17 protein-coding genes and 3 pseudogenes are annotated in these 18,553 nt (G+C 70.0%); 12 read left to right on the top strand and 8 right to left on the bottom strand.

The window, feature by feature from the left end:
- Positions 1 to 154 precede the first annotated feature (154 nt).
- Complete coding sequence (locus tag AB0D59_RS49465; RefSeq protein ID WP_362579323.1) at positions 155 to 787, bottom strand: DUF4230 domain-containing protein; 633 nt, start codon at positions 785 to 787, stop codon at positions 155 to 157.
- A 214-nt stretch (positions 788 to 1,001) separates the two neighbouring features.
- Between AB0D59_RS49465 and AB0D59_RS49470 the strand changes: the two genes are divergently transcribed.
- Entirely contained in the window at positions 1,002 to 2,192 is a 1,191-nt protein-coding gene (locus AB0D59_RS49470) for a cytochrome P450 (protein ID WP_362579256.1), read from the top strand.
- A gap of 104 nt (positions 2,193 to 2,296) precedes the next feature.
- Here AB0D59_RS49470 and AB0D59_RS49475 read toward each other — a convergent pair whose 3' ends face one another.
- The gene (locus AB0D59_RS49475; protein ID WP_362579259.1) at positions 2,297 to 3,112 is read right to left on the bottom strand and encodes a helix-turn-helix transcriptional regulator; all 816 of its coding nucleotides are present in this window, start codon (positions 3,110 to 3,112) and stop codon (positions 2,297 to 2,299) included.
- Positions 3,113 to 3,186: 74 nt separating this feature from the next.
- Here AB0D59_RS49475 and AB0D59_RS49480 point away from each other — a divergent pair, with 74 nt between their 5' ends.
- The 3 genes from AB0D59_RS49480 (at position 3,187) to tuf (ending at position 6,178) form a co-directional block, all read left to right on the top strand.
- Positions 3,187 to 3,903 (top strand): SDR family oxidoreductase, encoded by a 717-nt coding sequence (locus tag AB0D59_RS49480; RefSeq protein WP_362579262.1) that lies wholly within the window; start codon positions 3,187 to 3,189, stop codon positions 3,901 to 3,903.
- A 59-nt stretch (positions 3,904 to 3,962) separates the two neighbouring features.
- A complete protein-coding gene (locus AB0D59_RS49485; RefSeq protein ID WP_362579265.1) occupies positions 3,963 to 4,919 on the top strand; it encodes a ribose-phosphate pyrophosphokinase in 957 nt (318 codons plus the stop codon).
- Between the two features lie 65 nt (positions 4,920 to 4,984).
- Positions 4,985 to 6,178 carry an elongation factor Tu gene (tuf, locus tag AB0D59_RS49490; RefSeq protein WP_362579268.1) on the top strand — a complete coding sequence of 398 codons (1,194 nt, stop codon included), beginning with the start codon at positions 4,985 to 4,987 and terminating at the stop codon, positions 6,176 to 6,178.
- A gap of 57 nt (positions 6,179 to 6,235) precedes the next feature.
- On the opposite strand, the pseudogene AB0D59_RS49495 reads toward tuf, so the two are convergent.
- A pseudogene (locus tag AB0D59_RS49495) lies at positions 6,236 to 7,458 on the bottom strand (RNA-guided endonuclease TnpB family protein).
- Between the two features lie 353 nt (positions 7,459 to 7,811).
- On the opposite strand from AB0D59_RS49495, the gene AB0D59_RS49500 reads away from it, so the two are divergent.
- Positions 7,812 to 8,204, top strand: coding sequence for an STAS domain-containing protein (locus tag AB0D59_RS49500; RefSeq protein WP_362579271.1), 393 nt, complete (start codon positions 7,812 to 7,814; stop codon positions 8,202 to 8,204).
- Between the two features lie 193 nt (positions 8,205 to 8,397).
- Positions 8,398 to 8,523: pseudogene (locus tag AB0D59_RS49505) on the top strand (helix-turn-helix domain-containing protein); the annotation flags it as partial.
- Positions 8,524 to 8,681: 158 nt separating this feature from the next.
- Here the strand turns inward: AB0D59_RS49505 and AB0D59_RS49510 are convergent.
- The gene (locus AB0D59_RS49510) at positions 8,682 to 9,110 is read right to left on the bottom strand and encodes a MarR family transcriptional regulator (protein WP_362579274.1); all 429 of its coding nucleotides are present in this window, start codon (positions 9,108 to 9,110) and stop codon (positions 8,682 to 8,684) included.
- A 177-nt stretch (positions 9,111 to 9,287) separates the two neighbouring features.
- Between AB0D59_RS49510 and AB0D59_RS49515 the strand changes: the two are divergent.
- Positions 9,288 to 9,551 (top strand): annotated as a pseudogene (locus tag AB0D59_RS49515) (aldehyde dehydrogenase family protein); the annotation flags it as partial.
- Positions 9,552 to 9,705: 154 nt separating this feature from the next.
- Here AB0D59_RS49515 and AB0D59_RS49520 read toward each other — a convergent pair.
- The 3 genes from AB0D59_RS49520 to AB0D59_RS49530 all read right to left on the bottom strand — a co-directional run bounded on the left by AB0D59_RS49520 (position 9,706) and on the right by AB0D59_RS49530 (position 11,701).
- A complete protein-coding gene (locus tag AB0D59_RS49520) occupies positions 9,706 to 10,656 on the bottom strand; it encodes an NADP-dependent oxidoreductase (protein ID WP_362579277.1) in 951 nt (316 codons plus the stop codon).
- A 110-nt stretch (positions 10,657 to 10,766) separates the two neighbouring features.
- The gene (locus AB0D59_RS49525; RefSeq protein ID WP_362579280.1) at positions 10,767 to 11,342 is read right to left on the bottom strand and encodes a TetR/AcrR family transcriptional regulator; all 576 of its coding nucleotides are present in this window, start codon (positions 11,340 to 11,342) and stop codon (positions 10,767 to 10,769) included.
- Complete coding sequence (locus tag AB0D59_RS49530) at positions 11,339 to 11,701, bottom strand: DUF1304 domain-containing protein (RefSeq protein ID WP_362579283.1); 363 nt, start codon at positions 11,699 to 11,701, stop codon at positions 11,339 to 11,341. Before AB0D59_RS49530 ends, AB0D59_RS49525 begins: the two co-directional genes overlap by 4 nt.
- A gap of 347 nt (positions 11,702 to 12,048) precedes the next feature.
- Here AB0D59_RS49530 and AB0D59_RS49535 point away from each other — a divergent pair, with 347 nt between their 5' ends.
- From AB0D59_RS49535 to AB0D59_RS49555, 5 genes are read left to right on the top strand one after another with little or no spacing between them, the layout of a single operon-like run.
- On the top strand, positions 12,049 to 13,866 hold the full coding sequence (locus AB0D59_RS49535; RefSeq protein WP_362579286.1) for an ATP-binding protein: 1,818 nt from the start codon (positions 12,049 to 12,051) through the stop codon (positions 13,864 to 13,866).
- Positions 13,867 to 13,871: 5 nt separating this feature from the next.
- Positions 13,872 to 14,282 carry a roadblock/LC7 domain-containing protein gene (locus tag AB0D59_RS49540; protein WP_046733906.1) on the top strand — a complete coding sequence of 137 codons (411 nt, stop codon included), beginning with the start codon at positions 13,872 to 13,874 and terminating at the stop codon, positions 14,280 to 14,282.
- Positions 14,279 to 14,650, top strand: a complete 372-nt coding sequence (locus tag AB0D59_RS49545; RefSeq protein ID WP_234537899.1) for a DUF742 domain-containing protein — start codon at positions 14,279 to 14,281, stop codon at positions 14,648 to 14,650. The genes AB0D59_RS49540 and AB0D59_RS49545 overlap by 4 nt, the downstream gene beginning before the upstream one ends.
- Positions 14,631 to 15,236, top strand: coding sequence for an ATP/GTP-binding protein (locus AB0D59_RS49550; RefSeq protein WP_362579289.1), 606 nt, complete (start codon positions 14,631 to 14,633; stop codon positions 15,234 to 15,236). Before AB0D59_RS49545 ends, AB0D59_RS49550 begins: the two co-directional genes overlap by 20 nt.
- Positions 15,233 to 16,483 carry a cytochrome P450 gene (locus AB0D59_RS49555; RefSeq protein WP_362579292.1) on the top strand — a complete coding sequence of 417 codons (1,251 nt, stop codon included), beginning with the start codon at positions 15,233 to 15,235 and terminating at the stop codon, positions 16,481 to 16,483. Before AB0D59_RS49550 ends, AB0D59_RS49555 begins: the two co-directional genes overlap by 4 nt.
- A gap of 184 nt (positions 16,484 to 16,667) precedes the next feature.
- Here the strand turns inward: AB0D59_RS49555 and AB0D59_RS49560 are convergent, their stop codons facing one another.
- Positions 16,668 to 18,398: a hypothetical protein gene (locus AB0D59_RS49560; protein WP_362579295.1), complete on the bottom strand. Its 1,731-nt coding sequence runs from the start codon at positions 18,396 to 18,398 to the stop codon at positions 16,668 to 16,670.
- Between the last annotated feature and the right edge of the window lie 155 nt (positions 18,399 to 18,553).

Genomic DNA, 18,553 nt, shown 5'->3' on the forward strand with positions numbered 1-18,553 from the left:
ACACACGGTCTTGAACAGACGGTCTTGAACAGACGGTCTTGAACAGACGGTCTTGAACAGACGGTCTTGAACAGACGGTCTTGAACAGACGGTCTAGGTCAGACGGTCCAGGTCAGACGGTTCTGGTCAGCCGGTGATGATCAGACGGCCCTGATCAGACCGTGCCGTAGGACACGTGCACCTCCGTGAAGCCGAGGGAGTGCAGCAGGCCCTCCAGCATGTCCGTGGTGTTGGTCTCGGCCCGGGTGGTCAGACCGCTGGTCTTGGCCGCGTCCGAGATGTGCTTCACGGCCAGCTTCTGCACCGCCTGCTCGCTGTTGGGGTTGTCCGAGAACAGGTCGCCGAGCCGGTCCAGCAGACCGCGCTGCTTGGAGACGGCGTAGGAGTGGTCGGCGTCCAGCGTGGCCTTGCCGAGCTGCGCGTGCGGCAGCCGGATGGTGGCCTCGGTGCGGTCGTCGTTGACCGTCACGTCCTTCTCGCCGATCTTCCCGAGGTCGACATAGGAATCGACGTTGCCCGCCCCGACATACAGGGTGCGGCTGCCGCGGATCGCGCTCGGCAGGTACTTGGCGTCCTTCTCCAGGTCCACGACGACCTGGAAGTTGCCGGACGCGGCGTCGTAACGGCTCATGTCCTGGATGGACTTGAGCAGCGCGGGGCCCGTGTTGTCACGGGTTTCCGTGCCGAACAGGTCCTTGATGCCCGGTAGCACCGCCAGCTTGATCCCGGCGAACAGCACCACGAGCACCAGCACGAACGCGGTGAGCAGCTTCGCCCAGCCGGGCATGCGCCGGGGCCGGGCCTTGACCGGAGTCTCCTTCTCGGAGGTCTCCTTGCTCTCCTTGGTGGAACTCGCCATGTGACGGTCCTCCTTTCCAACGAGACGAATGCCCGCCGAACGCCTTGCCAGACCGTGTTGTTGGCCGATTGAGACAGCTGACGCAGGACTGGTACACGCTTTAGCGTGGAGTGACCTCCCGTCGGCGTGCCAGGAGCCCCGGATGACCGCAGAAAGCACTTCCCGGCCCCTTTGTCCGATGCACCGTGTGACGTATCCCGAGTCCGGGCCGCCCCGGCTCACCACGCTGGCGACCGGCACCCCGGTATGGCTCGTGACCCGGTACCACGACGTCCGTCAGGTGCTCATGGACCAGCGCTTCGACCGCGGTTCCCTGTACGCCGACGACGCTCCGCCGCTGCTCGTCGTACCGAACCTGCTCAGCGACCCCGACGGGCTGGTGAACCAGGACGGTCCGGGCCATCAGCGGCTGCGCGGTACGGTACAGCGGGCGTTCACCCCGCGATCCGTCGCCCGCTGGCGGCCCTGGGTGGCGTCGGTGGTCGAGTCCCTTCTCGACGAACTCGCCGCCGCCCCACGCCCCGCCGACATCGTCGAGGGGTTCACCCGCCGTCTTCCCGTGTCGGTGATCTGCCGGCTGATGGGGCTCGACCACATCGACCGCGAGCGCATCCGGCACTGGGCCGACCACGCCCTGTCCGGAGGTGCGCACAGCGCCGAGGAAGTCGCGTGCGCCATGCGGGAGTTCGGGGTCTTCGGGGCCGAACTGGTGGCGCAGCGGCGGGCCCGGCCCGGCGACGACCTGGTCAGCGGGCTGGTCACGGCGGGCGACTCGCTCGGCCTCGGGGAACGCCAACTCGTCCGGCTGGTCTGCGGTTTGGTGGTCGCCGGACACGAGACCACGATGTCCGCGCTCGGCAACATCGTCGTCTACCTCCTCACCGACGGGCATGCCGACTGGCCGTCTCTCGCGGTGGACGAGGAGGCCGCGGCCACGGCGGCCGAGCAGCTGCTGCGGACCGTGCCGCTCAGTGAGGGCCGGGTGCTGCCCGGGCTGCTGCGCAGGGCCGTCGAGGACGCCGTGGTCGGCGGCGTCCTCATCCCGGCAGGCAGTGTCGTCGCCGTCCAGACCAACGCGGCGGGCCGCGACCCGGACGTCCATCCGCCCGGCCCGCCCGACCTCACCGCACCCCTCCCCGTGCCGAGCGTCGTCTTCGGTGCCGGCCCCCACCACTGCCTGGGCGCCTGGCTGGCCCGCCTGGAGATCACCCTCGCGCTGCACCGGCTCGCCGTCCGCTTCCCGGGCCTGCGCGCCGAGTTCACTCCGACGACGATCGACTGGCGCGAGGGCCAGATGACCCGCAGCCCGAGGCAGCTGCCCGTGTCCTGGTGAGTCCTGCCCGGGGCGCGGCTGGTCACCGTCCCCGGCGCCGGCCACCTGATCGACGTCGAGCAGCCCACTGGGTATCCGCGTACGGTGACCCGATTTCTGGCGGGTCAGACCCGCGCCGCCAGTTCCGCGATCCGGTGTGCCGACGCCGAGCCCGGATCGGCCGTGATCAGGACGACCTCCTGGTCGTCCTCCGGCACCAGCAGGACATCGCAGTTCAGCCGCAGCCGCCCCAGCTCCGGATGGTCGAGGACCTTCGTGCGATGCCCCGGGGCATGTACCGGATGGGTCGCCCAGACGCGTCGGAACTCCGCGCTTCCCGCGTGCAACTCGCCCAGCAGGGCGGCGAGTCGCGCGTCGTGCGGATACCGCTCGGCGGCCCGCCGCAGCCGGGCCGCCACGATGTGACCGAATTCCCCGGCGCTGGAGCTCGTGTACATCCGGCCCTGGCCCAGGAAGCGCCGCCGCGCCAGGTTGGTCGTGCCGTGTCCGAGGTCCCCGCCGAAGAGCAGCTGGGCCAGGGGGTTCCAGGCCACCAGGCCGTAGGAGGCGTCGGTGACGATCGCCGCGGTGCCGGGCATCCGCTCCAGCATCCCGGCCACGTGCGGGCGCACCCGCCGGACCGCCGTGCGGGCGGGCGGCGCCGCGGCCGAGCCGGCCAGCCGGAAGAGATGGCTGCGCTCGGCGGGTGCCAGCCGCAGCGCCCCGGCCAGGGCGTCCAGGACGCGCGGGGAGGGCCGGGGGCCGCGTGCCTGCTCCAGACGGGTGTAGTAGTCGACGGACATATGGGCCAGCTCCGCGACCTCCTCGCGGCGCAGGCCGGGCGTGCGGCGCGGGACGGTGCCCGGCGCGAGTCCCACCGTCTGCGGGCGCAGTTCCTCCCGGCGCTCCCGCAGGAAGCGGGCCAGTTCCTGCCTCGCCATTCCGCCGCCTCCCCGGTCCGCCTGGTACAGGTGGTCCCTGGCAGGACGGACGCGGCCGGGGAACCGTGGCTGTCATGAACGATCGCACAGCACTCGTCACCGGTGCCAACAAGGGCATCGGCTTCCATGTCGCGCGGCTCCTCGTCGAGGCGGGCTTCAGCGTCCACGTGGGTTCCCGGGACATCGAGCACGGCGAGCGGGCCGTGGCGGAGATCGGCGGCGACGCGCGGCTCCTCGTCCTCGATGTCACGGACCCCGGCAGCGTGGAGCGCGCCGCCGCCCGCGTCGACCGCCTGGACGTCCTGGTCAACAACGCGGGCGTCCAGCCGGTCACCGGCCCGCCCACCGAGACCGGCGTCGATGACCTCCGGCGGACCTACGAGACGAACGTCTTCGGTGTCGTCGCGGTCACCAACGCCTTCCTGCCCGTCCTGCGCCGCTCCGCCCACCCGCGCGTCGTGAACGTCTCCAGCGGCACCGCGTCCCTCACCTGGAGCACCCACCCCAATCCGCAGTTCGCCCCTGGCAGCCCCCGGTCCGCCGCCTACCGCTCCTCGAAGGCCGCGCTCAACGCGCTGACCGTGTTCTACGCCCAGGAGCTGGCCGAGGACGGCATCAAGGTGAACGCCCTCGCCCCGGGGCGGCGGGCCACCGACCTGGTCCCCGGGGCGGCCGAGGGGGGCGGCGATCCGGCCGAGGGGGCACGAGGGGTCGTACGGCTGGCGCTGCTGCCCGACGACGGGCCGACCGGCGGGTTCTTCTCCTGGGACGGCACACCCGTGCCGTGGTGAGAGCGTGGCGGTCCGTAGCATGAGCGCGTAGCCCGTATTGATCATGCGAGGAGCGGATCGTGCGAGACATCGCGGTCTTCAGCGGCAGCGCCCATCCCGAGCTGGCCGAGGAGGTCTGCGCGCACCTCGGGGTGCCGCTCAGCCCGACGCGGGTCAGCCGGTTCGCCAACGACTGTCTGGAGGTACAGCTCCAGGCGAACTGCCGGGAGCGGGACGTCTTCCTGATCCAGCCCCTGGTCCGGCCGGTGCAGGAGCATCTGGTGGAGCTGCTGCTGATGTGCGACGCGGCCCGTGGTGCCTCCGCGGGCCGGATCACCGTCGTCATGCCGCACTACTCCTACGCCCGCTCCGACAAGAAGGACGCCCCGCGCATCTCGCTCGGCGGCCGCCTGGTCGCCGACCTGCTGGTGGCCGCCGGCGCGAGCAGGGTCCTCGCCATGACCCTGCACGCCCCGCAGGTGCACGGCTTCTTCTCGGTGCCGGTCGACCATCTGCACGCGCTGCGGGAGCTGGCCGCGCACTTTCGGCGGTACGACCTGACGCGCACCACCGTCGTCTCGCCCGACCTCGGCAACGCCAAGGAGGCCGCCGCCTTCGCCCGGCTGATCGGCGCCCAGGTGGCGGCCGGCGCCAAGCAGCGGTTCGCGGACGACCGGGTGATCATCAGCTCCGTCATCGGCGATGTGGCCGACCGGGACGTCATCGTGCTCGACGACGAGATCGCCAAAGGAAGTACGGTGATCGAACTCCTTGAACGACTCCGGGAGCTGGGGCCGCCCCGGTCGATCCGGATCGCGTGCACGCACGGGCTGTTCGCGGCCGGGGCGCTCAAGCGGCTGAGCGAGCAGCCCGACGTGCTGGAGATCGTGTGCACCAACACCGTCCCGGTACCCGTCGAGGAGCACACGGACAAGCTGCGGATCCTGTCCATCGCCCCGGCACTGGCCGAGGCCGTACGCCGTATTCACAACGGTGAGTCCGTGAGCGCCCTGTTCGACGAGCCGCGCAACGTCTAGACAGGAAGGAGGAGTTGTAGCGCTGACCCGCGCTCGGCGGCACCGAGGCGGACGGGAGGCCCCCAGTGGCGAAGGCCAGGTTCGAGCGGACGAAACCGCATGTGAACATCGGCACCATCGGGCACATCGACCACGGCAAGACGACACTCACCGCGGCCATCACCAAGGTGCTGCACGACAAGTTCCCCCAGCTCAATCCGTTCACCCCGTTCGACCAGATCGACAAGGCGCCCGAGGAGCGGCAGCGCGGCATCACCATCTCCATCGCGCATGTCGAGTACCAGACCGAGCGCCGGCACTACGCGCACGTCGACTGCCCGGGCCACGCCGACTACATCAAGAACATGATCACCGGGGCCGCCCAGATGGACGGGGCGATCCTGGTGGTCGCGGCCACCGACGGGCCGATGCCGCAGACCAAGGAACACGTCCTGCTGGCCCGGCAGGTGGGCGTGCCCTACATCGTCGTCGCGCTCAACAAGACCGACATGGTCGACGACGAGGAGATCCTGGAACTGGTGGAGCTGGAGGTGCGCGAGCTCCTCACCGAGTACGAGTTCCCCGGCGACGACGTCCCGGTCGTCCGGGTCTCCGCGCTCAAGGCCCTGGCGGGCGACCCCGAGTGGACTGCGGCCCTGCTCGAACTCCTTGACGCCGTCGACGAGTTCGTACCCGAGCCGGTGCGGGACGTGGACCGGCCGTTCCTGATGCCGATCGAGGACGTCTTCACCATCACCGGCCGCGGCACGGTCGTCACCGGCCGGATCGAGCGCGGCGTACTGCGGGTCAACAGCGAGGTCGAGATCATCGGCATCCACCCGCAGAAGACCAGGTCCACCGTCACCGGCGTCGAGATGTTCCGCAAGCTGCTCGACGAGGGCCGGGCCGGCGAGAACGTCGGCCTGCTGCTGCGCGGGGTGAAACGCGACGACGTCGAGCGCGGCCAGGTCGTCATCAGGCCCGGATCGGTCACCCCGCACACGGAGTTCGAGGCCCGCGCGTACATCCTCTCCAAGGACGAGGGCGGCCGGCACACCCCGTTCTTCCAGAACTACCGGCCGCAGTTCTACTTCCGTACCACCGACGTGACCGGAGTCGTCACTCTGCCCCCGGGCACCGAGATGGTGATGCCGGGCGACAACACGACCGTGCACGTCCAGCTGATCCAGCCGATCGCGATGGAGGAGGGGCTGAAGTTCGCGATCCGCGAGGGCGGCCGGACGGTCGGCGCCGGCCAGGTGACCAGAATCCTCAATTGACTTGCTCCTCGGGCTGAAGCCTGAGGATTCTGGCCTTCTCGACCTGTTGCCGTGCCACTACGCGGCACGGGCTTGGGCCGGGAATCCGTGGCTTCCTGTTTCTTCGCGCTGTGCCGGGATTACTCCTGGTCTTACCGGCGCTCCGCAGGCCGATACCGCCAGTCCGGCGGCCTGTTTGACGTTGATCGCGGCGTTGTGGTCCCGGTCGTGGACGGTGCCGCAGGCGGTACAGGTCCATTCCCGGACGCTGAGGGGTTTGGGCCCGTCCTTGACGCCGCAGGTCGAGCAGGTCTGGGAGGTCGGCTCGAACCGGCCGATCCTGACCAGGGTCCGCCCGTACCGGGAGGCCTTGTATTCCAGCATGCTGACGAACGAGGACCATCCGGCGTCGTGCACGGACTTGGCCAGCCTGGTGCGGGCCAGCGCCTTCACCGACAGGTCCTCCACGGCGATCCCTTGGTTCTCGGAGATCAGCCTGGTGGAGAGCTGGTGGTGGAACTCGCGGCGTGCGTCGGCGACCTTGACGTGGGCGCGGGCGACCTTCAGGCGGGCCTTCTCCCGGTTCCTCGATCCCTTCTGCTTGCGGGACAGCTCCCGCTGGGCCTTCTTCAGCTTCTTCTCCGCGCGCCGCAGGAACCTCGGGGAGTCGATCTTCGTGCCGTCGGAGAGCACCGCGAAGTCGGTGAGCCCCAGGTCGATGCCGATGGTGCGGTCGGTTTCGGGCATCCGTGCCTGGTCGGTGGCGGGGTCGGTGTCGATGACGAAGGAGGCGAAATACCTGCCGGCCGCGTCCTTGATGACGGTGACGGAGGAGGGCGTGCTGGGCAGCGTGCGGGACCACTTCACTTTCACCGCGCCGATCTTCGGCAGGTTCAGACGCCCTTTGTCGGTGATGGACCAGCGGCCGTTGGCGGAGAACCGTATCGACTGACGGCTGTCCTTGCGGGACTTGAAACGGGGAGCACCGATCTTGGGCCCCTTGCGATCGCCCTTGAGGGAGGCGAAGAAGGTGCGGTACGCAGTCTCGACGTCCCGCAGGGACTGCTGGAGCACCACCGCGGACACCTCGCCCAGCCAGGACCGCTCCACCGTCTGCTTCGCCTCGGTAATCAGCCTCTTGGACAGCTCTGCGGCCCTGGGGAACGGCTGCTTGGCCGCTTTGGCCTCCTCACGGCGCGGACCGCGTCGTTGAACACCATCCGGGCGCACCCGAACGCCTTGGCCAGCGCGGTGCGCTGACCTGTATTCGGGTAGAGCCTAAACGCGTACCGGAGGTGCATGCCGATCACCCTAGAGAGCCCGAACACTCATTGTCTCCAGGAACATGCGTGCGGGATGTCACCTGAGTCCTGCACGGCCCGGCTCCGCCGGGACGACACCGCGACGCTCCGCGTCGCCACCACGAGATCCGCTTCACCCCCGGCCTGAAGGCCGGAGCACTGCGAATGAATCCCGGTAGCGGAGCGGCAACGCTCCGACGTGCCCGTTCCCCGACTGTCGCGCACGCCACAGAAAATGGCGCACCCAAGCAGCAGACATATGTCAATCGAACATGCTCAAATTCCCTCCATCGAGGGTAACTTGCAAGGCGGGGAACGGAATTGGACCGGCTGGGGTGGGAGGTGATGCCGTCGTGCGCCAGGAACCCCGACAGGATCCCGCGCCACTCACCCGGCACCTGCGTATCCATCAGGACCGCGGTTACACGGTGCTGGAGTTCCGGGGCGAGATCGACATCGCGGCGGCGACCGAGATGGCGCCCTATCTGGACCGGGTGACCGCGCGGGAGAGCAGCCGGGTGGTGATCGACCTGCTGCACGTCGACTTCTTCGACTGCTCCGGGCTGCGGCTGCTGTACCGGGCGCGCGGCCGGGTGCTGGAGCGCGGCGGACAGCTCCAGCTGGTGTGCACACACCCGCTGACGGTGCGCGTGCTGAAGGTGACGGGACTGTCGCAGCTGCTGCCGCCGCTGGCGACCCTGGACGCGGCCCTCGGCCGGCCGGAGGCCACGTCCGGGTCGTTATGACGTCACCTCGGACGGGGTGCCGTGGCGGCTACCGGAATTCATTCGCAGTGCATCGGCCTTCAGGCCGGTGGTGATGCGAATCTGATGGTGGCGACGCGGAGCGTCGCGGATTCAGATCCGGCGGAGCCGGACACCGCAGTTCCTTGCCTGCGGCGCGGAGCGTCGCGCGGGCTGGTCCCGGCGGAGCCGGGCGGTGCTCACACCGGCCGGTTCTGCTGTTCGGTACTCCTTCAGGTTGTACCCGGACGCCGGCCAACAGGGGGCGTTGGCGAGGGCGTTCGGGTGCGCCCGGATGGTGTTCAACGACGCGGTCCGCGCCGTGAGGAGGCCAAAGCGGCCAAGCAGCCGTTCCCCCCAGGCTGGCCAAGTCCGTGCACGACGCCGGATGGTCCTCGTTCGTCAGCATGCTGGAGTACAAAGCGGCCCGGCAACAGGTCGAGAAGGCCAGAATCCTCGGGCTTCAGCCCGAGGAGCAAGTCAAGAAAGCGCGTGCCAGGCCTTGCCCAGCGCCTGGCGGAACTGCTCCTCCTGGTGCCCGGTGAGCTCGCGGACCATCCGCTCCTCCAGCTCCCGCACCGGCCCGGCGACCCCGGCGAGCAGCTCGCGCCCGGCGTCCGTGAGCAGGATCAACAGCTCGCGCCGGTTGCGCGGATTGCGCTCCCGCCGGATCAGCGCACGGCTCTCCAGTGACCGTACGAGGTCGGCCATCGACTGGGCGGTGACGAACGAGTCGCGCGCCAACTGGGCGGCCGAAAGCCCGTCGTGGCGCTCCAGGATGGTCAGGGCCGTGTACTGCAGCGCGGTGATCCCGGCGGGTCTGACCAGCTCGTCGAGGTGTGAGCGCACCACGAGCTCCAGCTGCTTGACCATGTACAGCAGCGAGGGGCGTGTCTGTGTACCGACCATGCGTGCACCCTAGACCATTGACAGGAATCCTGTCTGTAATCAGACTGCGGACCAGACGCTGAACCAACAGGAATCCTGTTTGTTGAAAACTTGGCGATCAAGGCGGTCGACGCCGGTCGCGCCATCGACGCTGGGGAGTGGGCCATGACGACCACCTTCGAGACCGGACCCGGGTAGCTGTTCATCGGCGGGCAGTGGCGGGAAGCCGCCGACGGGGCCCGTACGGAGGTGACCGACCCGGCCACCGGCCAGGTCCTCACCACCGTCGCGGAGGCGGGAGCCGGTGACGTCGACGCCGCCGTGCAGGCCGCCCGGGAGGCCTCCGACGCGGGGGAGTGGTCGGGGCTCAGCGGCCGGGAGCGCGGCCGGGTGCTGCACCGGATCGCCGAGCTGATCCGGGAGAACGCCGAGGAGATCGCCGCCCTGGAGAGCCTGGACCTCCGGCTGGTCCGCGAGGGTCGCCTCCCGCTGCACCGGCTGATCAGCACCTACCCGTTCGCCGAGATCGACCGGGCGGTGCGGGACATGAGCACGGGCAAGGCGATCAAGCCCGTGCTCACCTTCTGACTCCCGAGGCCTCCGCGGCTCCTGGGGGTCAGTCCACCACGAGGACCAGCTTCCCGGTGGTCCGGCCGGTGCCGCCCAGCTCATGCGCCTTGGCGGCATCGGCCAGCGGGAAGGTCCCGGCGACGGTCGCCCGCAGCTTCCCCTCCGTCACCAGGTCGGCGACCGCCCGCATCCCGGCCCGGTCGGCGTCCACCAGCATCCGCACCGCCCGCACCCCGAGCCGCTCGGCCTCCTCGTACAGCTCCGCGGAGCCCACCGGCAGGATCGACACCAGGACACCGCCCGCCCGCAGCACCCGCAGCGAATCGATCGAGGTGTCACCGCCGATCGTGTCGAGCACGACATCGACGTCCCGCACCGCCTCCGTGACGTTCACGGACCGGTAGTCCACCGGCTCGTCCACGCCGATCTCGCGCAGGAAGTCGTGCTTGGCGGCGCTCGCCGTGCCGATCACATACGCGCCGCGCGCCTTGGCGATCTGCACCGCCACATGCCCGACCCCGCCGGCCGCCGCGTGCACCAGCACCCGCTGCCCCGGCTGTACGTCGGCGTTCTCCACCAGCGCCTGCCAGGCCGTCAGCGACACCAGCGGCAGCGCGCCCGCCTGGACGTGGTCGATCCCGGCCGGCTTCGGCACCAGGGCGCGGGCGGGGACGATCGCGTACTCGGCGTGCGTGCCGTGGCCGAACGGGTAGGACACCATGCCGAAGACCTCGTCGCCGGGCTTGAAGGCGGCGACACCGATCCCGGTCTCCTCGACCGTGCCGGAGACGTCCCAGCCGAGGACGAAGGGCGGCTTGCCCAGGAAGCCACCGTTCTCCCGGTGTTTCCAGTCGGTCGGGTTGAGTCCGGCGGCCCGCACCCGGACCAGCACCTCGTTGGCGCGCGGCTGCGGCCGCGCCACCTCGATCACCTTGAGTACCTCGGGGCCGCCGAGGACGTCCTGACTGACCACACGCATCGTGTTCACATTGCTCATGGTCACCCAGCCTGCCGGGATGCGCCCGCCCGGGAAATGGCACGATGGCCAACCTTCGATGGAATCGTGCCAGCCCTGGCGGTGGGCCACCCTCGCCTGCGCCGGAAGCCTCAGCGGCTCATGTGCAGGGCGACCAGCAGTTGCCAGACCTGGTCGGCCACCTCGTCGGGCCCGGCGTCCAGCAGGCCGTGCAGCCAGTCCGCCAGCACCCCGGCGAAGGTGGCGGCCACCGCCGAGGCCACCAGCGGGGCGTCCGCCGCGCCGGCCAGCTCGCGCTCGGCCAGGCTGCGGGCCCGCAGGTCCCGGTGCAGCACCCGGCCCAGCGGACCCCCGCCACCCGGCGCGAGCAGCTCCCGGTACAGGGCCGTGTGCGGCACCAGCCCCGCGAAGAACTCCAGCAGCGCCGGCGGCGCGTGCACCGGATCGGGCCGGCCCCGCCAGGCGTGCAGCGCGTCCACGGCGTCCCGTACGACGTCGGCACAGGTGTCGACCGCCAGCGCCTCCAGGCCGTCGTAGTGGACGTAGAACGTGGCCCGGCCCACCCCCGCGCGGCGCACCAGCGCGGCCACCCCCACCTCCGCCAGTGGCCGCTCGGCGCACTCCGCCAGCAGGGCCGCCCGCAGCCGCGCCCGGGTGCGGGCGGCGCGTGGGTCCTCGACCGCGGGGCGCGGCACTGGGCCGGTCACCGGGCGGCGAGGACGGCGGCCAGGGCGAGGGCGCCGGGCAGCGCCTGCGCGAACAGGATCCGCCGGTTGGCGGTGACCGCGCCGTACACCCCCGCGACCACCACGCACGAGAGGAAGAACACCTGGGCCCGGAAGCCCGTCGGGTCGGCCGCCACCAGCCCCCACGCCAGGCCGGCCGCCAGGAAACCGTTGTACAGGCCCTGGTTGGCGGCCAGCGGCGCGGTCCGCCGGGCCAGTTCCGCGTCGAAGCCGTGGAAGCGCATTCCCGGCCCCTTCTGCCACAGGAACATCTCCAACACCAGGATGTACACGTGCAGCGCGGCTATGAGGCCGACCAGCACGTTCGCCAGGATTTCCATGATCGACGGGCCCTCCCACTCACTTGGACAGGCGTCCAGTATAGCTGGACAGGTGTCCAGGAGGTGATCGGGCCGCCCAGGGCCCGGCCCAGGGGAACATGTCGGCAAGTCGCAGTTAGGAATGGGTATTTGATGATTTGCCACCAACTGGCGGAGCGTGACGGAACCCTCACTTCCTCTGGTTGTCGAGGTTGATCCTTTCGGGTTCAAACCCGATAAGCTCCAGTCCGTCACAGCGAGTTGACGCGCCCCAGGTGGGTCCGTCCTGCCGTGCGCAGTCATAGGCACGGCCCTCGCACACTGCCCTTGTTCGCTGTTGTTCGATTGTGTTGCTTCGAAGGATGCAGATGGAACTCGCCACTCCGCCGCCGGCGGCGCGGGCCCCTGTCGCCTGGTACAGCTGGTGGCTGATGCCACTGGCCTTAGGGGGAGGGACAGTCGCCGCCACGTTCATGAGCTCCGAGCGAATAACCGCGGCCGTCGCAGGTGCCGCGGCCACCGTGGCCAGCTCCGTCTGCGTGCGGCTGCTGATCCGCTCGCAGCGCCAACTGCGCAGCGCCGAAGGGTCGTTCCGCAACTCGCAGACCGAGCAGTCCCAGCAGTGGCAGCAGCATGTCTCGGGCCTGGAGCGGAAGTTCTCCGCCGAGCGCGCCACACTGGAGGGCCAGCTCAACGAGCAGTCGGCCGCGTTCGACGCGCGGTTCGGCGAGCAGGCCGCCGCCTTCGAGTCCCGGCTCGGCGAGCGGACCGCCCACTACGACGCCCAACTCGCCGAACAGTCACGGGCGTACGAGGAGCGGCTCGCCGACCAGCTGAAGTCCTCCGAGGCACAGCTCGCGGACCAGGCAGATGTCTGGCAGGAGCAGCTCACGCACCAACGGGCCGCGATCTCCCGGCTCGCCGACGAGCAACTGCCCGACGCGCTGAAGCGGCTGCGCGACGGCGACGCCATCGACGACCTGCTGCCCGTCACCGGCCAGTACGCCAAGGTCGACAAGGACGTCCAGGCCGACCTGCGCCGCATCCTGCGCACCTCGCTGATCGGTGTGGAGGAGGAGTTCAACCGCTCCACCTCCGCCGAGCAGGCCGTGATCAGCATCGGCAACCGCATCCACGTCCTGACGAGCAAGCTGCGCGGCAGGCTGCACGAGATGCAGGGCGAGCACGGCCGGCTGCCCGCAGTGGCCCGCGGTCTCATGGAGCTGGACCAGGAGCTCGGCCCCGCCGACTCGCTCGCCGCCAGCATCGGCGTACTCGGCGGCTCGGACCGCCCGGGCCGCCAGTGGCAGGAGCCCCAGCGACTGCTCAGCGTGGTCCGGGGCGGCATCGGCCGCATCAAGGACTTCCACCGCGTCGAGGTCCGGCATCTGCCCGAACTCGGCGTCGACGGCGGTCTGGTGGACCACCTCACGCTGATCTTCTCCCAGCTCCTGGACAACGCGGCCCGCTACTCGCCGCCCACCGAACCGGTCGTCGTCTCCGGCAAGGAGGTGCCCAACGGCGTCGGCATCGAGATCCAGGACTCCGGCAAGGGCCTGAGCGAGGAGAAGAAGCGCGAGGCCGAGCACTCCCTGGCGGGCACCGAGAACGGCCCCGGTATCGGCGGCATCTCCGAGGACGCCACCATCGGCCTGCGGGTCGTCGGCATCCTCGCCCGCCGCTACGGAATCCGGGTCACCTTCGCGGACTCGCCCTGGCTCGGTACCTCGGTGGTCGTCGTGGTCCCGCACAAGTTCTTCAGCCCGCTGCCCGCGGCCCCCGCCGCTCCGGCCCCCGTGACGGCCGCCCCCGCCGCCGCGTCCCCGGTGCAGGCGCACGGCCCGGTCGCCGTCGAAACCGTCACTCAGCCGGAGTCCGGCGAGGTCCCGGACACCACCCCGGGCGGACTGCCCCGGCGGCGCAGCCGGCGCCGTGCCGAGGAGGAGCCCGAGGAGCGCACCGCCCGCACGGAGGGTGCCGCGTTCACCGCGGTCCCGCCGGAGGAGTCCTTCGCGGGCCTGGCCGCCTTCGCCACCGCGGGCCGCGCGCCCGCCGTGTCCGAAGAGGCGGACAGCGAGGCCGAGTTGACCGGAGAAGAAGACGTCGTGGCCCCCGCGATCCCGGCCGGCGCCGATGACGCCGCCGGACGCGAGGCCGCGGAGCACCACACTGAAGAGAGCGACTAGTCCACATGACGCAACAGGGAACCGACGTGAGCTGGGCGCTCCGCGATCTGGTGGAGAGCATCCCGGAGATCCGCTTCGCCCTCGTGGCCTCCAGCGACGGCAAGGCCATCACCTCCTTCGGCGCCGAAGACCCGGACGACGTGGACCGCTTCGCGGCCGTGGTGGCGGGACTGCAGGCGCTGGCCCAGCCGGTCGCCGAGCAGTTCCCCAAGTACGCGGGGCAGCTGCGGCTGGCGATGATCGAGGTCGACGGCGGCCACCTCTTCGTCGTACGGGCCGGTGTGGAGACGTATCTCGGGGTCCTGGCCCGCGAAGGACTCGACCAGGGGCTGCTCGGGCACCAGATGAGGGACCTGTCGCGGCGGATGGGCGAGCTGCTCGGCACCTCTCCGCGTCTGGAGGAGCACTCTGGATGAGTGCTCCCCGCCGGCCAACGGACCCGTCCGGTCTAGAGCGTTATTACGTCCTCACCGGGGGACGCAGTGGACCGGGCGGGTCGGCGTCGAGCCTCGACGTGGCGACCCTCGTCGTCTCCCGCACCGCCCCGGTCCCGGGGATGCAGCACGAGTACGAGGAGATAGTCCGGCGTTGCCGCGATCCGCTGTCGGTGGCCGAACTCACCGCCCATCTCGGATTGCCCTTCAACATTCTCGCGGTGCTGTTGGCGGATCTGCTGGACGCAGGCCGTATTGAAGCCCGTGATCCGATTCCGGCCCACCACGCCGGCCGCGGGCCCGACCTCGCGCTCCTCCAGGAGGTACTCAGTGGACTTGAAAGGCTTTGACCATCCCGGCGACCCCGGTGCCGGGGGGACCCGCTCGGTCAAGGTGATGATCGCCGGGGGATTCGGCACCGGTAAGACCACCATGGTCCGCTCCGTCAGTGACATCAAGCCGCTCACCACCGAGGAGACCCTGACGCAGGCGACCGTCGGCGTCGACAACCTCATCGGCGTCGCGGACAAGGCCGAGACCACGGTCAGCCTCGACTTCGGCAAGATCAGCCTCAACGAGGGCCTGATGCTGTACCTGTTCGGCACCCCCGGACAGGAGCGGTTCTGGTTCCTGTGGAACGGCCTGTTCAAGGGCGCGCTCGGGGCGATCGTCCTGGTGGACACGCGCCGGCTGGCCTCCAGCTTCCGGGCGATCGAGGAGATGGAGCGGCAGAACGTGCCCTTCGTCATCGCCCTGAACGTCTTCCCGGACTGCAAGGAACACCCCATCGAGGAGATCCGGGACGCCCTCGACATCTCCCCGCACACCCCGATCGTGGCCTGTGACGCCCGTGACCGGGCCTCCAGCCGTGACGTACTGATCGCCCTGATACGTCATCTGAAGGAACGCTCCGCCGTCGTACTGGAGCCCCGATGAACGAGCAGAGCCTCGACAGTCCCGACGCCCCCCGCGGCGGCTGCCCGGTCGCGCACGGTCCGTCCGAACTGGCCCGGCTGTACGGGCCCGAGGCGGCGACCGACCCGCACGGCATCTACGAGCGGCTGCGCAAGGAGCACGGCTCCGTCGCACCGGTGCTGCTGGAGGGCGACATCCACGCCTGGCTGGTGCTGGGCTACCGGGACAGCCGGCGGGTGCTCGACAATCCCAGCCAGTTCCCCCGGGACGCGCGGACCTGGCGGGACTGGCGGGAAGGACGGGTCGCGGAGACCTCCGCGCTGATTCCGATGCTCGGCTGGCGTCCTGACTGCGTGTCCCAGGACGGTGAGCCGCACCGCAGGCTGCGCGGCGCCGTCAACGATGTGCTGCAGGCCGCTGTCGGCCGCGGTATCCGGCGCCACGCCACGCACTTCGCCAACAAGCTGATCGACGGGTTCGCGGCCGACGGCCGCGCCGACCTGGTGGCGGACTACGCCGACTATCTGCCGATGCTCGTGATGTCCCGCATTCTGGGGCTTGCCGAGGCGGAGGGGCGCCGGCTGGTCGAGTCCTGCGCCCAGGTGCTCAAGGGCGGCGAGGACGCCGTGGTGCACGACGGCAGGATCAGGGAGATCTTCGGTGAACTCGTCGAGCGCAGGCGGTCCGAACCCGGCTCCGACCTCACCACCGACCTGCTGGAGCATCACGCGGCTCTCGACCACGACGAGGTCGTCCACCACCTGCGCGTGGTGCTGATCGCCGCGGCCGTCACAACCAACCTGCTGGCCCGGGTGCTGCGGCTGGTCCTGACCGACGCCTCCCGGCTCTCCGGGCTGATCAGCGGCCAGCTGAACATCTCGGCGGTGGTGGAGGAGGCCATGTGGAACTCTCCGCCGCTGACCGTCCTGCCGGGGCGCTTCGCCGCCAGCGACGTCGAACTGGGCGGGCACCGCATCGAGGCGGGCGACCTGCTCGTTCTCGGTCTCGCCCCGGGCAACCTCGACCCCGAGGTCCGGCCTGACCCGGGTGTCTCGGTGGAGGGCAACCATGCGCACCTGGCGTTCGGCGCGGGCCCTCACGAGTGCCCCGGGCAGAGCATCGGGCAGTCCATGATCGAGATCGCGGTGGACGTCCTGCTGCACCGGCTGCCGGGCCTGCGGCTGGCCGTGCCGGCGGACGAGCTCACCTCGACCGCCTCCACCTGGGAGTCCCGGCTGGACAGGCTGCCGGTCGAGTTCCCGGTGTGAGTACGCTGCTGCCCGTCCGGGTTTCCGGCCGGGCAGCAGCGTCGTCTCACACGGCCGGCCGTCGAACTCCGGAAGGCCCGGCCGCGGCGGCCGGGCCTTCCTGCACCGCCGTGTACCGGCCCGGGACCGGGGGTGCGGACGGCCTCACCACCATCCACCGCGATCGCGGAACAGGATCGAGGCGTCAGCCGTCGAGCCAGTCGCCTGTGACGCCCGTGGGACGGTATCCCGTGGCGTTCCAGATGAAATGCGGGTGGGCGCAGCCGAACATGTAGGCGATCAGTGCGGTGTCTTCCCTCCCGGTTTGAGGGTCGTACATGGTGTAAAAGTACTCAGATCCGACTGTGCCGGCGTCTTGTTGGATCTGACGAGCCCGGTCCGGGTCCGGTGCGGCCATGGATGCCTCCACGGCGGCGATGTAGGTGCGGCGCAGGATCTCCCATGCCCTGTCGGTGTTGCCGTGCCAGGGGCCGTGCAGAGCTTCGAAGGCATGGAGCTCGGCGTCGAAGAGAGGCCATGTCCGGGGGTACTGGGCTCGGCAGCGTGCGGACAGCTCGGCGGTCCGGGTGCTCAGCGCCGGTGCGGTGGGCCGCGGGCTGATGGTGAGGGTGGTGCCGTGGGTGAGGATGCCGGTGCATGCGTTGGGCTGCAGGTTGCAGAGCGGGCAGTCCTCGGCCGGGGGGAGGCCCTGGGTGATGCCGTCGAACCACAGGGCGTGGCGGCCCGTGAGCCCCATCCAGACGATGGTGCTGGTCATCAGCCAGGTGTTCCACATCGGCGAATGCGCCTCGGGCATGCAGCCGTACTTGATGAGGGCGATGGTGCAGGCAGCGTAGAGGGCCTTGGTGTGGGTGGGTATGTCGGCGAGCCAGAAGTTGCTGATCTCGCCGGTGAGGGAGTCGACTCGGACGTCGGCCATGTCGTCGATGACGCGGCACAGCAGCAGGGAGGCGAGGTGTTCTTCCTGCCAGAGTTCGGTGTCGGGTGAGACGTGCCAGAACAGGCAGTCCAGCATCTGCAGGGCCGAGTAGGTGCTCTGGCTGAGCGGGTTGGTCTGGGGGAGCGTGACGTTGCCCGCGTGGTGCTGTTGGAGCCAGTACTCGTCGACGGATCGCTTGTGGGCCGCGTAGAGCCCGCAGACCAGGGCGCGTGCGCTGTTGGTGCTGAAACTCTCGGCCAGGCGGCCTTCGACGAGTTGGGTGACGTGCGTGGTGTCGATGGTGTCGATCACGCGCTTGTACTCGTGGAAGACGAGGATGTCGTCTTCGAAGCGGTGGCGGAGGCCAAGGTCTCGTTCGAGGTCGTTCATCTGCCGGACCACGGACCAGCCACCGGTCAGGACGCTGTCGAACTCCTCGCGGTACGGCCAGGCCTTGACCGTGAGGGGAAGACCGGCGCTCTGCCGCCAACTATAGTCACCCAGCGTGCGTGCGGGGGGCGTGGGCAGCCGACGGCACAGAGGGCAGGTGCAGGCGCTTGTCAGCTCCTCCTCGCGCGGCGGGGTGAGTGCCCGGCTCCGCCAGGCCCCCTCCAGCATCGTGCAGGTCAGTCGGCAGACTTCGATATCGGTACTGACCTGCGGGAAGGCCGCTTCGATCATGCGCAGGCTGGTGTCGAGCCGTTTCAACCTGGCGTAGCCCTCCTCGTCGGGCGGGAGGAACGCCCGTGGCGCCAGCTGGAGGGCGCCCTCCACATGCAGCGTGGTGCCGACTTGGGGGGATCCGAGTGCGTCCAGCCGCTGCTGAGCGGCGTTCTGGGACCTTCGGTGCTGCTCCGTGCTGCCATTGATGCGTTTCACGAAGAGGTCGGCCAGGGTGTTCCCCGCCTCCGAGGGCTGGAGCTGGGCGCTTGGCTGCGCCGGGAGCAGGCTGTCGGCGGACGCATTCTGAACAGCACCTACGCCTCGGGATGTCACACCGGTCTCCTTCAAGTTGGGGTCATGACAACGGAATCGACCGACCGTGGTCGTCGGCCCGTCGTGTCCGAGCGACTTCTGTCCCTTCCGCGACGGCCTTGCCGGACAGCCGGAATCACGCGCCCGGCTCCGGCTTCTGCTGCGAACGATCGCGA

This window comes from Streptomyces sp. NPDC048417 (assembly GCF_040651615.1).
GTDB lineage: Bacteria > Actinomycetota > Actinomycetes > Streptomycetales > Streptomycetaceae > Streptomyces.